This window comes from Massilia sp. P2_C2, assembly GCF_056404615.1.
Window position 1 is genome coordinate 1 of the sequence record NZ_JBFUDR010000162.1, and the last position, 13,753, is coordinate 13,753.

Annotated in this window: 14 protein-coding genes; 3 read left to right on the plus strand and 11 right to left on the minus strand. The window is 64.0% G+C overall.

All coding sequences use genetic code 11. The features are described from left to right. Positions 1-530, plus strand: a 530-nt coding sequence (locus tag AC1DYX_RS18430) for a hypothetical protein (RefSeq protein ID WP_477261414.1), incomplete at its 5' end; no start/stop codon positions are given. A 705-nt stretch (positions 531-1,235) separates the two neighbouring features. Here the strand turns inward: AC1DYX_RS18430 and AC1DYX_RS18435 are convergent. From AC1DYX_RS18435 to AC1DYX_RS18450, 4 genes are all read right to left on the minus strand, one after another. Beyond that, a complete protein-coding gene (locus AC1DYX_RS18435; protein WP_477261416.1) occupies positions 1,236-1,487 on the minus strand; it encodes a hypothetical protein in 252 nt (83 codons plus the stop codon). A gap of 13 nt (positions 1,488-1,500) precedes the next feature. After that, positions 1,501-1,779 (minus strand): hypothetical protein, encoded by a 279-nt coding sequence (locus AC1DYX_RS18440; protein WP_477261418.1) that lies wholly within the window; start codon positions 1,777-1,779, stop codon positions 1,501-1,503. Positions 1,780-1,828: 49 nt separating this feature from the next. Further along, complete coding sequence (locus AC1DYX_RS18445; RefSeq protein ID WP_477261420.1) at positions 1,829-2,110, minus strand: hypothetical protein; 282 nt, start codon at positions 2,108-2,110, stop codon at positions 1,829-1,831. 961 nt (positions 2,111-3,071) lie between these two features. Beyond that, entirely contained in the window at positions 3,072-3,515 is a 444-nt protein-coding gene (locus tag AC1DYX_RS18450) for a hypothetical protein (RefSeq protein ID WP_477261422.1), read from the minus strand. Between the two features lie 759 nt (positions 3,516-4,274). Between AC1DYX_RS18450 and AC1DYX_RS18455 the strand changes: the two genes are divergently transcribed. Both AC1DYX_RS18455 and AC1DYX_RS18460 read left to right on the plus strand, forming a co-directional pair. Beyond that, positions 4,275-4,949: a DUF4336 domain-containing protein gene (locus AC1DYX_RS18455; RefSeq protein ID WP_477261424.1), complete on the plus strand. Its 675-nt coding sequence runs from the start codon at positions 4,275-4,277 to the stop codon at positions 4,947-4,949. Between the two features lie 40 nt (positions 4,950-4,989). After that, positions 4,990-6,270, plus strand: coding sequence for a cytochrome P450 (locus AC1DYX_RS18460; protein WP_477261426.1), 1,281 nt, complete (start codon positions 4,990-4,992; stop codon positions 6,268-6,270). On the opposite strand, the gene AC1DYX_RS18465 is transcribed toward AC1DYX_RS18460, so the two are convergent. The 7 genes from AC1DYX_RS18465 to AC1DYX_RS18495 all read right to left on the minus strand — a co-directional run. Continuing rightward, a complete protein-coding gene (locus AC1DYX_RS18465; RefSeq protein ID WP_477261428.1) occupies positions 6,257-6,880 on the minus strand; it encodes a hypothetical protein in 624 nt (207 codons plus the stop codon). The genes AC1DYX_RS18460 and AC1DYX_RS18465 overlap by 14 nt on opposite strands. A gap of 75 nt (positions 6,881-6,955) precedes the next feature. Then, a complete protein-coding gene (locus AC1DYX_RS18470) occupies positions 6,956-8,035 on the minus strand; it encodes a protein-glutamate methylesterase/protein-glutamine glutaminase (protein ID WP_477261430.1) in 1,080 nt (359 codons plus the stop codon). Next, a complete protein-coding gene (locus AC1DYX_RS18475; protein WP_477261432.1) occupies positions 8,032-8,853 on the minus strand; it encodes a CheR family methyltransferase in 822 nt (273 codons plus the stop codon). The genes AC1DYX_RS18470 and AC1DYX_RS18475 overlap by 4 nt, the downstream gene beginning before the upstream one ends. A 7-nt stretch (positions 8,854-8,860) precedes the next feature. Next, entirely contained in the window at positions 8,861-9,370 is a 510-nt protein-coding gene (locus tag AC1DYX_RS18480) for a chemotaxis protein CheW (protein ID WP_477261434.1), read from the minus strand. Between the two features lie 21 nt (positions 9,371-9,391). Beyond that, the gene (locus tag AC1DYX_RS18485) at positions 9,392-11,311 is read right to left on the minus strand and encodes a HAMP domain-containing methyl-accepting chemotaxis protein (protein ID WP_477261436.1); all 1,920 of its coding nucleotides are present in this window, start codon (positions 11,309-11,311) and stop codon (positions 9,392-9,394) included. A gap of 12 nt (positions 11,312-11,323) precedes the next feature. Further along, the gene (locus tag AC1DYX_RS18490; protein WP_477261438.1) at positions 11,324-12,964 is read right to left on the minus strand and encodes a methyl-accepting chemotaxis protein; all 1,641 of its coding nucleotides are present in this window, start codon (positions 12,962-12,964) and stop codon (positions 11,324-11,326) included. A 37-nt stretch (positions 12,965-13,001) separates the two neighbouring features. Next, on the minus strand, positions 13,002-13,753 hold a 752-nt coding region (locus tag AC1DYX_RS18495; RefSeq protein WP_477261440.1), incomplete at its 5' end, for a chemotaxis protein CheA.

A 13,753-nucleotide genomic window follows, 5' to 3' on the forward strand; every position in this document is an offset into this window, starting at 1 on the left:
CCGCACCCGTGGCAATGCCAACGGCGGTGACGCCGCCAGCGGCACCAGCACCGGCACCGGCCGTGCTGCGCGACGAATCCGCGCCCGTGGTGGCGAATCCGCTGGCGGACATGGCGCCATCGCCCGCGTCCGTTGCCGACGTGCGCGATCCGGTGACGCATGCGCCGGAGCGAACCGGGCGTCACAAGGCGCATGGCGCAAAGGCAGAACTGAAGGACGCGCACGCGCAGCGCAAGGTACGCGAAGCCACACACGAGAAACCGAAGACCAGGCTGGCCGAGAGGCATCCGAAGGCACGTACCGTGCACGAGGCGGACAGCGACGTCGTGCTGCTGGCCGCCCTCGTGAGCCATATCGAGCCGAAGAAGGGCAAGGCGACGCCGGCCGAACAGCTGGAAGCCTGCAGGCGCTACAACGCGGCCGGCGAGGCGCAATGCCGCGCGCGGGTGTGTGCGACGGCGGGACGGAAGGAAGCGGCGTGCAAGGACGTCCAAGCCAAGCGTACCGATCACCTCACCGCTGATGATTAAGAACGCAACATGATTCAGGGGACGATTTGTCAAGCGCTCCTGTCGCAGTCGTTCGTGGTCCATGCCGCCTGCACCCGGCACTCGCCGTTTGCCGGGGTGGATTGGGGTCGTGTATGCCTGCTGTCGACCCAAAGCGGTCACTCTGCCATTGGCTATTCACCGTCACTTGGAAACCATGAGTGATTGCAGTGGGGACACCAACGAGCCCTCCAAGTGAGTAACTCACCACTGCACTGTGGGCACGTACCAATCTTTTTACTGCACCGTACGTCGAAGTAATGGCGCAGCCATTCCTCTGCCTGCGATGCGGTTGTATTTTCCATAGTCACCAAGGTGGAGATTCGCAGCTCTAGCGGCGTCTTTTTCAATGCCGCCACTGTCGGCAGGTGTGGGTAAAAATCGGTCGTCGCTTCCCCACAACGCAAGCACACTTTTGTCATCGCTGGCAGGCAATCAAAATTAGAGACATGGAAAGCTCTTAAAGAATAGGGGGCGAGGTCAAGGAGAGCACTACGTTTCGGCGCAAATGATCGCTTCTGCCCGATCTGGGGAGGTCGTGAAGGACCGCTCCTGGCCGAACCCGGCCGTTCGTAACGGCTCAATGTACGACTGTATTGCTCTCCTGGCAAGTCGAGGTTTTGATGACATACTAAATCCCCTTGCCGGCACAAGCCGGCAAGGGGATGAGGCAAAGGGTGGCGGTCTTCAGATCACGACCTTGTTCATGCCCTTCAGTGACGCGGCCACATCGATATCGGGGCCGACGAACCCGGCGCCGATCACGCCGTTGTTGTTCAGGACGTTCACGCCAATCTGCTGGAACTGCGCCAGTTGCTGGTTGACGTTCACGTTGACGTTGACGTCCTTGCCGAAGGCGAAACCGCCTTGCACTGCCGACATCGCCTGGTGGTCCAGTTCGTTGCGATGCGACAGGTCGTGGATTGCGATGGATGACATGGGTCTCTCCCGCTCAGCCGACGATGACGTTCTTGCCGTTCTGGTGCGTGGTGTTGTTCACGGTCACGCCGCTCAGGAAGGCCGAGTCGTTGGCCGTCGCGGTCAGCACGTTCTGTTGCTGGCTCAGGCTCTGCATGGCGTTGATCGACGAGTCGGACGTCGGGGCGTAGGTGTAGTCGCCCATCTTGAACGACGGTGCATAGTACACGTTGTGGCCGCCGCGCACGGCTGCCATGGCGGTGCGGTCCAGTTGTTCGGCGCGGTCCAGGTCTTTGATGGTCAGGGTTTTCATGGCTTTCTCCTCAGATTGAATTCGAATGAATGTTTGGATGTCGGGTCGATCAGTGACGCACGATCACGTTCTTGCCGTCCTGCGACACGTCGTTGTGGACGTTCACGCCCTCGACGAAAGCCGAACCGTTGGCCGTGGCGGTCATCACGTTCTGGAGCTGGCTCAGGCTCTGGCTGGCATTGATCGACGAGTCTGACTTCGGTGCATAGGTGACGTCGCCGAACGTGTACGACGGTGCCCAGTATTGGTTGTGGCCGCCACGCACAGTGGTCATGGTGGCGCGGTCCAGGGTCTCGGTACGGGCCAGGTCGGTGATGATCAGGGTCTTCATGGTCAAAGCTCCTTGAGATTTCGGTTGGTTGGTCGAGGCATTTATCTGCGCTCGATGGACTATTTGCGAAATGCGTGCCAGGTCTTGCGGCCACCTCGAAGACATCACGTAAGTCATTGAAAAAAAGGATAATTTAGATCAATCTCAGCATTGGGGAAGTGCATGGCACGCCGTGTGGCGCATACGGCCTGACGGGTCCGAACCAACACATTTACGAGGCTGTTCGGCGCGATCCAACAGCATTTCGGCGGACCTGAAAATAAAAAAGCCGCCCGGTTTTCACCGGACGGCTTTGTGGCTAAAGCAGGGAGCCGACTAAGAAAAAGTCACGACGGTCAGGAATGGCTGAGATCGACCCACAGACATTAGCAAGCGTAAAGACAAGGGGAAATACGAACTAACATCCTGTGTTTGGACAGATGCCATGGAGCGAGCGCAGGTTGTCGTATCGAAACGTTAAGATCCAGAGAATAGCTATGGTGAACCAGATATAAAACGAATTCAGTCGTCCCGTTTGCCATACTCGTTCAATGATGGCGGATRGCGAGATCAGGTTAAAGACCAGGTAGACCAGGAGCACAGGAACCATACGAAAGAGCCAGTAAAGCGCGTTAGCCATATTCAGCGACAACCCGTCCTCATCTTGAAGGTTTGAACCTAAGTACAGGTACGTTGCCATACCGATCAAGTTGAGCACAATCCAAATATGGGCACGTCGGAAGTGAAGGGTCATGGCTTAGTCGATGGGTTAGCTACCACTTTTCTTGGTCGATCTCGATGTCTGCTTCTGGCCGAACCCGGCCGTTCATTGTACGGCAGCACTCGACCCGAAGCGGTCGTTCACCCAAACAGTCAGTCACTATCCATCGCTCGATGCTGCATGTCAAAGTATGGCGGCGGATCTGACGTGGACATAAAAGGTCGAGTGTATGTTTCGGTCCAACGCGCAGTTCGCATACAGCTAAATACTGTCGCCGATGAACCGTCGTCCTAGCACCACACCGAGAACGACGCCAATGCTTGGAGCGCCTGCCCAGATAAGAATAATAGTGGTCGACAGCGGCCAGGGGAACTGCTCGAATCCTGTAGAAATCAGGCTCAGCATGAAAAGCGCAACTGGCACTGCAAACGAACGACGAGGCGCCAATACGGCCGCGAGATTTCCTGCTAGAACGGAGCCAATGAAAACAGAAGTTTGTAGCGCGTACCATACGGGATGGCTACTATTGCCAGGATTCTCTAGCCATAGTGATGGATTTTCAGCCGCGAGCGACCAAGAGCGAACGGCGAAAAGTACGATTACCGGCAGAATCGATTTCAACCCGAGTTGAACCAGCCATCCAACGACGATTCCCAGCCATATTGTTCGTTTGCGAGCAGGTGACTGATGAGGTGGTTTGAACATAAATTGCCAAAATAATTGTGCTAACGCGTCCTAAGGGCTGACGAGCCAGGCGCACCTTAACTGTCTTCTACTTGGAATGGCGGCTTCTGGCCGAACCCGGCCGTTCATTGTACGGCAGCACTCGACCCATTGCAGACATTCAGACATCATGGACATCCATATTAGTGATGAACTGATCGGCAGAAATACTTGCATTTCCGAGAGTTCAGTGAGTATTGGAATGGTCACAGCCAGTCTCCGGACACAGCCATCCCACCAATGAACAGCGCATAGATCAATGCGCTTAAATTCAAGAGCTGTAGCAGATGGAGAATCTTGGGGCCTCGGAACTTAAAAAACGAGAAAATTATTGATGAAAGGGGCATTACAAATGCCAGGAGAAATGGTAACGTTGCCCAAGGTCGATATGTCGGAGATAGATACCACCAAAGGAGAGCGCCCGAGTACAGCAGAGTGCCTAAGGCACCGTGCGCAGAGACCATAAGCCGCACGCTGCGCTTAGACTCACCAATATCGCATGCGTAATAGACGCCGCTTATTGCGCACATCATGAACGCTGGTAAAAAAAGGTTCATCGCAATGCTGCCCTACTGGCTGACTATGTTTAGTTTGGAGCGTCCGGTTCTGGCCGCACTCGGCCGTTCGTGAGGCTCAGTGTACGGCCCGTATTGCTCTCCTGGCAAGTCTGGATTTCCCTACGCCATTTCGTGTTAGGGTCGCGGTTCGAGTTCAACACGACAACTCACCGAGGAACCATTCATGCTGCAGCCCGTGGCGCAGGACATCTGGCACCAACAACACGCGTTATCGGTCATGGGGATCCGCGCCACGTCGCGCATGACCGTCGTGCGCCTTGCCGGCGGCAGGTTGTGGCTGCATTCGCCGATTCCCGTCTCGCCCGGCATCCTCGCGGAACTCGCATCGCTGGGGCAAGTGGCGTACATCGTTGCGCCGAACAGGTTCCACCACCTCTATGTCGGCCAGTGGGCGGAGGCGTTTCCGGATGCGATCGTGTTCGGCGCGCCCGGCCTCGAAGAAAAACGGCGCGACCTCGTCATGCGGCCATTGGGAACCGCAGCCGATCCTGGGTGGGAGCATGACCTGGGCCAAGTCTTCGTCGAAGGCGTTCCGACGCTGAACGAAACCGTCTGGTACCACACCAAGTCGCGTACGCTGATCGTCACCGACCTGTGCCAGCACATCGCGGGCGACCTGCCGCTGTCGTCGCGCCTGTATGCCGGTCTGATGGGCGTACGGCGCCGTCCCGCCGTGTCGAACGGCGTCCGGCTGGTCATCCGGGACAGGGCGGCGCTGGCACGCAGCCTGCGGCGGATCCTGCAATGGGATATCGAACGCGTGGTGTTCGCGCACAACGTCATCTTGCGGGAAAACGCCTACGGCGCGCTCAGGCGTGCCTTCGAAGAGGTCTTGTAGTAAAGTGCCGGGTTGGCAAGACCATCATCCAAAGATTCGCATGAGAGACTTCGCGACCGCAACGCCCGCCGCGGCGCACACCGCGCCCGAATTCGGCGCCGCATTCCTGCACGATCCATATCCTGTCTATCGCCAGTTGCGCGAGGCCGGACCGGTGCTGTGGCGCGACGACGTATTCCAGGGCGCGTGGCTGTTGACGCGCCATGCGGACGTGGAACTGGCGCTGCGCGACCCGCGCTTTTCTTCCCAGCGCACGGGTGGCTGGGTCAAGCGCATTCCCGGCGTCGACGCGAGCCTGCAGGGACGCCGCGCGCAGGCGGCGCTGGATGCGTTCCAGCGCCTGTTCGGCAGCGCCATGGTCTTCCTCGACGGCGAGGACCACCAGCGCGTGCGCCGTGCGATGGCGGCCGCATTCCACCCCACCCAGATCCGCACCTTGCGCTCCGAGGTCGAACGCCTGACGGACGAGCTGCTCGCGCCGCTCGATGCGCATGCCGGCTTCGACTTCATCGCGCAGGTCGCGCGGCCGCTGCCGTCGCGCGTGATCGCAATGATGCTGGGAATCGATCGTACCGATGAAGCGCGCTTCATGGCCTGGTCGGACGACCTCGCGGCCTTCATCGGCGCATTGCAGCCGACGGCCGACCAGCTGCGCGTTGCCCAGCGCAGCCTGTTGCAGATGGTGCGTTATTTCGACGCGCTGCTGCCGGCCCGCAGACGTGTGCCCAACTGCGCGCCCGGCACGGACCTGATCAGCCGGCTCGTGCAGGCCGAGGCCGCGGGCGAGATCCGCGCCGACGGCGAGCTGCTGGCGCAGTGCGCGATGCTGCTGTTCGCCGGCCACGAGACGACGCGCAACCTGCTCGGCAACGGCCTGTACACCTTGCTCGCGCACCCGGACGCATGGGCGCGCCTGCGCGCGGACGAGGAGGGGATGACGCTGGCCGTGCGCGAACTGCTGCGCTACGACAGCCCGGTGCAGTACACGGGCCGGCGCGTGGCGGTCGAAATGACCCTGCATGGGACGACCTTGAAGCGCGGCGACCTCGTCATCGCCGTGATCGGCGCCGCCAACCGCGACCCGGACCGCTTCGTCGATCCCGACACGTTTGACATCGGCCGGCGCGCGGGCAGCCATTTGTCGTTCGGCAGCGGGCCCCACGTGTGCATCGGCGCGGGCCTGTCGCTGCTCGAGGCGGACGTCGTGCTGCGCGCCGTCCTGCGGCGCTGGCCCGACCTGAAGCGCGTCGACGCCATCCCGCGCTGGAACGGCATCGCCGGCCTGCGCGGCCTCGCCGCGCTGCCCGTCACTTCTTCGTGAAACGCTCGACGGCGTCGTAGTTGACGCCGTTCGACTTCGCCTCGTACAGATCGGTGCCCTGCAAGGCCAGGCCGTCGAAAGCCGCAGCCTCGGCCACGTAGACGCGGTCGGGCACGCACACGGAACTGCCGGCGTAGGCTATGCACCAGTTGGCCTGGCCGGCTATCGTCTTGCGGCTGACAAAGCTGCCCGTCACGGTCACGGTGCGCTGCGGCAGCTGCGCCGTCACCTTGTCCACGGTCGCCGGCAGCGCCGCCAGGCCGGGACCCGGCACGATGGACGACGTCACGGTGCCGGTCCAGGTCGCGGTCGCGCCGTCGCTCCACGTCTGCGTGGCGATGACGTTGCCCGTGCACTCGGTATTCGCGTAGTACTGCGTCGTGACGGCGATCGTCAGGGTATTGGCGGGACTGGCCGCGCGGGCGATGACGGCCGTGTCGGTCGCGCTCGAGGCGCAGGCCGACGTCCATGTGCCGACATAGGCGTCGAGGTTCGCGGTCGCCGAGCCCATCGTATCGTTCGTCGATCCCGGATGGCCGCCGCCGCCGCCGCAGGCCGCCAGCAGCAGCGTCAGCGCGGTCGTGATCGTGCCGTAGGTCATGGTTTGCATCGTAATCTCCCGTCACCGGCTCGCAGGGCCGTTCAGGAAAACATGATAGCGCGACTACGGCCGGCCGCGATCGCCTCAGCGTGCGGCCAGCTGCTGCACGATCTCGCGGTCGAGCGCTTTCAGCGGCACGGATTTTTCCACGCCGCCGCGCCGCATGGCCTCCTTCGGCATGCCGTAGACGACGCAGCTGTCCTCGTCCTGCGCGACGGTGCGCGCGCCCGCCTTGCGCATCTCCAGCAGGCCCGCCGCGCCGTCGTCGCCCATGCCCGTCATGATGATGCCCAGCGCGTTGGCGCCCGCATGCTTCGCCACCGAGCGGAACAGCACGTCCACGGAAGGGCGGTGGCGGTTGACGAGCGGGCCGTCGATCACGTCCACCAGGTATTGTGCGCCGTCACGCCGCAGCAGCATGTGCTTGCCGCCCGGTGCGATCAGCGCGCGGCCCGGCAGCACGCGGTCGCCGTGGCGCGCCTCGCGGACCTCGATCTGGCACAGGCCGTTCAGGCGGTCGGCGAAGGCGGCCGTGAATTTCTCCGGCATGTGCTGCACGATGACGATGCCGGGCGTGACGCGCGGCAGCTGCGTGAGCACTTCTTCCAGCGCCAGCGTGCCGCCCGTCGACGTGCCGATGGCGACCACGCGTTCCGTCGTGCGCAGCAGCGGGCGGTCGTCCTTTGCTGCCGGCAGCACGGCGTCCGCCGTCAGCTTTGCGGCCACGGGCGCCGGGGGCACGCGCGCGGCGAGCCGGCGGACGTTGGCGTGGCTGGCCGCGCGCACGGCGGCGATGAGTTCGTCCGCGCTCTCGTTGAGGAAGTCCTTCAGGCCCAGCTTCGGCTTGGTGATGATCGCGACGGCGCCGGCGGCCAGCGCGGCCATCGTCGTCTCGGCGCCCTTGTCCGTGAGGGTGGAACAGATCACGACGGGCGTGGGCCGCTCCGCCATGAGCTTCCTGAGGAAGGTGATGCCGTCCATCCGGGGCATCTCGACGTCCAGCAGGATCACGTCGGGCCAGGCCTGTTTCATGCGTTCGATGGCCAGCAGCGGGTCGGCCACGGCGTGCAGCAGCCGGATACCGGGCGCCGACTCCAGCACCGCGCCGACGACCTTGCGCACGACGGCCGAGTCGTCCACCACCATCACGTCGATTGTATTCATGCCGGTTTGCGGTAGACGGAGGGGATGACGGGACGCAGCATGTCGCTCATCTCCTGCAGACTTTCCGAATGGCCGATGAACAGATGGCCGTCGGGCTTGATGCGGCCGAGTATGCGCTTGACGACCTGGCGCTTGGTGTCGCCGTTAAAGTAGATCATCACGTTGCGCAGGAAGACGATGTCGAACGAGCCCAGGTCGCCGGGCAGCTGCGTGTTCAGGTTCACCTGGCGGAAATGCACGCGCTCGCGCAGCGCGCGGTCGACGAGCAGCGTGCCTTGCTGGTCGCGGATGCCCTTCAGGCAAAAGCGGCGCAGATAGTCCTGCGGCACGTGGGTTGCCCGTTCCATCGGGTAGTGCGCGGCGCGGGCCCGCTGCAGCACGCGCGTGCTGATGTCGGACGCCGTCACTTCCCACGGCGCCGCGCCGAGGACGTCGGCCAGCACCATCGCGATGCTGTACGGCTCTTCGCCGGACGAGCAGGCCGCGCTCCACACGCGGAACGGCGTGCCCGCGCGCAGGTCCGGGCGGGCGGCGAGGGCGGCCTCGCGCAGCAGCTCGAAATGGCGTTCCTCGCGGAAGAAATAGGTCTCGTTCGTCGTCAGCAGGTCGACGGCCAGCTGGACCTCGTCCTGGTGCGCACCGTCCGTCAGCAGGCGGAAATACGCGTCGTACGTGGGCAGGCCGAAGTGCTGCACGCGCTTCGCGAGGCGGCCGCTGACCAGCGCCTTCTTCGAATCGGACATCGAGATGCCGGCGATGTCGAAGATGAAGCGCTGGAAGCGCGCGAACTCGCCCTGGCTGATCGCACAGTGCTCCATGCCCGCCTCACGAAAGTAGCGCTTCGGCGGCCGCGAGATCCGGCAACCCGTCCAGCGCCAGCACCTGGTCCACGTTCAGCAGGATGACGAACTTGCCGTTCACCTTGCCCATGCCGGCGATGAAGTCGCCGCGGATGCGCGTGCCGAACGACGGCGCGGGTTCGACGTCGGCTGCCGGGATGTCCAGCACGGCGCTGACGGCATCGACGACGACGCCCGTCAACTGGTGCCCGTCTTCGCCCGCCAGCTCGACGATGACGATGCAGGTGCGCTTGCCCGGCACGGTCTGCGGCCGGCCGAAGCGGGCCGCCAGGTCCATCACGGGCACGACGGCGCCGCGCAGGTTGATCACGCCGCGGATCGACTCCGGCATCATCGGCACTTCCGTGATGCCGCCGAATTCGATGATCTCCTTCACGGCCATGATGCCGATGCCGAAGGCTTCGCCGCCCAGCATGAAGGTGAGGTATTGGGCGGCCTGGCCGTCCATGTTCGTTTCCTGGTTCGTATGCTTCATTCGGTCACCTCTACCTATTGGTCAGAAATGGGTGAAACTGGGATCAATCGGCTCGGCCTGGGCGGCAACGGCGCCGCCGGCCAGGCGCAAGGTGCCGCGCTTCGGTGCGCGGACGGTGGCGCCGCTACGCGTGCCCGTGCCGCGGGCGAGGCGGAAGAAGCTCATCGTCTGCTGCAGGCGCTCGGCCTGGGCGCTCATCTCCTCGGCCGTGGAGGCCAGTTCTTCCGAGCTGGACGCGTTCTGCTGCGTGGTCTGCGACAGCTGGCCCACCGCCGCGTTGATTTGCGCGACGCCGGACGACTGTTCTTCCGACGCCGCCGTGATTTCCTGCACGAGGTCGGACGTCTTGCGGATGCTCGGCACCATCTCGTCGAGCAGCTTGCCGGCCTTTTCCGCCAGCGCCACGCTGTTCGTCGCCACTTCGCCGATCTCCTGCGCCGCCACCTGGCTGCGCTCGGCCAGCTTGCGCACCTCGGCCGCCACGACGGCGAAACCCTTGCCGTGTTCGCCGGCGCGTGCCGCTTCGATCGCGGCGTTCAGCGCCAGCAGGTTCGTCTGGTAGGCGATGTCGTCGATGATGCCGATCTTCCTGGCGATCTGGTTCATCGCGGACACGGTCGCCTTGACAGCTTCACCACCTTCGTTCGCTTCCTTCGCGGCCTTCGTGGCCATGCCGTCGGTGACCTTGGCGTTCTCGGTGTTCTGGGCGATCGATGCCGTCATCTGCTCGATCGAGGCGCTGGTCTCTTCGACGCCGGCGGCCTGTTCGCTCGATGCCTGCGACAGCGATTGCGCGGTGGCGCTGACCTGTTCGGAGGCGCTGGCGAGCGAGTCGGCTGCGCCGTTGACTTCGGCCACGACCTGCGACAGCTTGTCCACGGTGTTGTTGGCGTATTCCTTCAGCCTGGCGAATTCGCCTTCGTAGGCCTTGTCGATGCGGCGGCTCAGGTCGCCCTCGGCCATCGCGCCCATCACGCGCACGACGTCTTCGATCGACGCGCGGGTCGTCGTCACGAACTGGTTCAGGCCGTCCCCCATCTCCTTCTGGAAGCCCTGCAGCCCGGCCAGGTCGACGCGCTCGTCGAAGTTGCCGCGGTTGGCCGCTTCGATGACGCGCTTCTGGCCGTCGATTACCTGCGACAGCCGGGCAATCATGTCCTGCATGGCGCGCAGCAGCTGGCCGGTCTCGTCCGTCGACGGCGCATCGATGCGGACCGTCAGGTCGCCTTGCGCGAGGCTGTTGGCAGCAATCACGGCGGTGCGCAGCGGACGGGTCACGCTGCGGCTGATGACGAAGCCGAGCGCGATGCCGACCACGATTCCGACGGCGATGGCGCCGACCATCAGATTGCGGCTGCTGTTGTACAGCACCGTGGTTTCCTCGGCCGCCGACTTCGCATTGTCTTCCTTGAACTTCGACAGCTCGGTCATCGCGTCGTCGACACGGTCGACGATCACGCGCGCGTCCTTCATCACGTATTCGGCGGACTTGCGGTCCTGCTGGTGCAGGCCGGCCGCTTCTTCCTTCTTCGCCATCGCGATGGCAGTGTCCACCGCGTCCGTGTACGCCTTGTAGTTGGCCTCCAGCGCCGCGAGCTTCTGTTTGCCGGTCTCCGTGTAGAACAGCGCATGGGCCTTGTCCAGGTTTGCGCGCGTCAGCTCACGCGCCTTCATCAGCGAGTCCAGGTACGGGGCGGCATCGATCGACGGCATGGTTTGCGCGAGCAGGTAGTTGCGGATCGCGCGGGACTGGTAGACCAGGTCGATGTTGGCTTCCTTGACGTACGAAAGGCCCAGCAACTCCTTTTCGTACATGCGGTCCGCCTTGTCGTTGATCCTGCTTGCGTTCGAGATGCCGATCGCGCCGACGACGGCGCTGATGCCCGCGACCAGCACGAAGCCGGCGATCAGGCGTACTCCAATTTTCATGTTCTTGAACATGATGTCTTCCTTTTAAAACCTGGTGAAATTCGATTCGTCCGCCGTGTCGCCGGCAAACGCCAGCACGGTATGTCCGGCTGCCTTGGCGCCGGGCTTCGCTGCGCGGGGCGTCCGGTGCTGCGGCCTGCGCATCGGCACCACGTTCGCGGCAGGGGCGTTGGCCAGCCGGAAGAACGCCATGGCCTGCTGCAGCTGTTCGGCCTGGGAACTCATTTCCTCGGCCGTCGCCGCCAGTTCTTCGGAACTGGAGGCGTTCTGTTGCGTCGTCTGGCTCATCTGGCCGACCGCGGCATTGATCTGGCCGACGCCGGCCGACTGCTCTTCCGACGCGGCCGTAATTTCCTGCACGAGGTCCGAGGTCTTGCGGATGTTCGGGACCATGCGGTCGAGCAGGGCGCCGGCCCGTTCCGCCAGTTCCACGCTGCTGGTCGCCACTTCGCCGATCTCCTGTGCCGCCACCTGGCTGCGCTCGGCCAGCTTGCGTACCTCGGCGGCGACGACGGCGAATCCCTTGCCGTGTTCTCCGGCGCGGGCCGCTTCGATGGCGGCGTTCAGCGCCAGCAGGTTGGTCTGGTAGGCGATGTCGTCGATGATGCCGATCTGTTTCGCGATGCGCTGCATTGCCGCGACGGTGGCCTTGACGGCGTCGCCGCCTTCGGCCGCTTCGCGCGCGGCCTGCGCCGCCATGCCGTCCGTGACGCGGGCGTTTTCCGTGTTCTGGGCGATCGAGGCCGTCATCTGTTCCAGCGAGGCGCTCGTCTCCTCGACGCCGGCGGCCTGCTCGGACGCGGCCTGCGACAGCGACTGGGCGGTGGCGCTGACTTCCTCGGAGGCGGAAGCGAGCGACTGCGCGCCGCCGTTCACGTCGCCCACGACCTGGGTCAGTTTCGCGATCATGGTTTTCATCGCCGCGAGCAGCTGGCCGGCTTCGTCGCGCGCGGTGGCGTGGATGTCGACGGTGAGGTCGCCGGCGGCCAGGCGGTCGGCCGCGTCGACGGCGATGCGCAGCGGCCGGGTGACGGACAGCGTGATGAACACCGCCACGACCAGCGCGAGCACGACGGCGCCGGCCGTCATGGCCAGCACGAGCTGGCGCGTCTCGTCGTAGGTGCGGCCCGCCTCGTCGGCCAGCTTCTGCATCTTGTCGGACTGGTGTTTGGCCAGCTCGTCGATGGCGGCGATCAGCTCGCGGTTCAGCGGCATATAGTCCTTGCTGACGAAGTCGGCGGCCTGCTGGTGGTCGGCGCGGACGAGTTCATAAAAGCGGGCATACGCCGGTTCCAGCGCCGCCTGCCGGTCGGTGATCTGCTTGAGCAGCTTCTTGCCCGATTCGCTGGCGACCAGCTTCGTGAGCTCGCCGATGCGCGCGGCGGTGTCGGCACGCAGCTGCTCGATCTGCCTGCGATAGCGATCGTCCTGTGCGGGATCGGCGGTGAGCAGCATGCCGCGCATCTGGCGCGGCAGGTCGACGGTGTCGCGGATCAGGTCCTTGGCGACGACGACTTTCGGATAGGCGTCCTGCGTGATGTATTCGGTGGCCTGGTGCATCGCGGCCATGCGGATGGTGACCAGCTGCGCGATCGCCAGTAACAGCAGCAATACCGCGCCGAAGCCGAGGCCGAGGCGGATGCCGATTTTGAGATTCTTAAGCACGATGGCTCTCCCTTGGATGAATGAAGCGTGCGATGCGTCAGGCCGCCGCGGCCTGGCTTTCGGTTTCGAGGCCGGCGAGCAGCGCCGCCATGTCGAGGATCAATGCGACTTCGCCGTTGCCGAGGATCGAGGAGCCGGACAGGAAACGGGCGCCGGCGAACACCTTGCCCAACGGTTTGATGACGGTCTGGAACTCGCCCAGCAGGCTGTCGACGACGAGGCCGGCCTTGCGGGCGCCGTAGCGCACGACGACGATGCTCTGGCGCCGCGCGGCGGTGCCCGCGATGGCGAAGCGTTCGCGCAGGCGCACGAAGGGCAGGGGCTGGCCGCGCAGGTCGACCCAGTCGCAGCCCGGCAGCTCGCGGAATTCGATGCATTCGTCGATCATCTCCATCGGGATCACGAACACCGACTTGCCGACGCCGACCTGGAAGCCGTTGATGATCGCCAGCGTTAGGGGCAGGCGCACCATGACGGTGGTGCCGACGCCTTCCGTACTGGCGATGTCCACGCTGCCGCGCAGCGCGAGGATGTTGCGCTTGACCACGTCCATGCCCACGCCCCGGCCGGACAGGTTCGTTATCTGTTCCGCCGTCGAGAAGCCCGGTTCGAAGATCAGGTTGAAGATCTCCTTGTCCGTCAGCGAGCGGCCCGCTTCGACGAGGCCGCGCTCGACGGCCTTGGCGAGGATGCGCTCCCGTTTCAGGCCGCCGCCGTCGTCCGAGACTTCGATCACGATGCTGCCCGAGTCGTGGTAGGCGTTCAGCGCCACGGTGCCCTGTGCGGACT

Bases quoted from the DNA above. Each gene is read 5' to 3' on its own strand.
- AC1DYX_RS18435 (WP_477261416.1), bottom strand. From the start codon at position 1,487: ATGTCATCCATCGCAATCCACGACCTGTCGCATCGCAACGAACTGGAC.
- AC1DYX_RS18465 (WP_477261428.1), bottom strand. From the start codon at position 6,880: ATGCAAACCATGACCTACGGCACGATCACGACCGCGCTGACGCTGCTG.
- AC1DYX_RS18480 (WP_477261434.1), bottom strand. From the start codon at position 9,370: ATGAAGCATACGAACCAGGAAACGAACATGGACGGCCAGGCCGCCCAA.
- AC1DYX_RS18485 (WP_477261436.1), bottom strand. From the start codon at position 11,311: ATGTTCAAGAACATGAAAATTGGAGTACGCCTGATCGCCGGCTTCGTG.
- AC1DYX_RS18475 (WP_477261432.1), bottom strand. From the start codon at position 8,853: ATGGAGCACTGTGCGATCAGCCAGGGCGAGTTCGCGCGCTTCCAGCGC.
- AC1DYX_RS18440 (WP_477261418.1), bottom strand. From the start codon at position 1,779: ATGAAAACCCTGACCATCAAAGACCTGGACCGCGCCGAACAACTGGAC.
- AC1DYX_RS18470 (WP_477261430.1), bottom strand. From the start codon at position 8,035: ATGAATACAATCGACGTGATGGTGGTGGACGACTCGGCCGTCGTGCGC.
- AC1DYX_RS18445 (WP_477261420.1), bottom strand. From the start codon at position 2,110: ATGAAGACCCTGATCATCACCGACCTGGCCCGTACCGAGACCCTGGAC.
- AC1DYX_RS18450 (WP_477261422.1), bottom strand. From the start codon at position 3,515: ATGTTCAAACCACCTCATCAGTCACCTGCTCGCAAACGAACAATATGG.
- AC1DYX_RS18455 (WP_477261424.1), top strand. From the start codon at position 4,275: ATGCTGCAGCCCGTGGCGCAGGACATCTGGCACCAACAACACGCGTTA.
- AC1DYX_RS18460 (WP_477261426.1), top strand. From the start codon at position 4,990: ATGAGAGACTTCGCGACCGCAACGCCCGCCGCGGCGCACACCGCGCCC.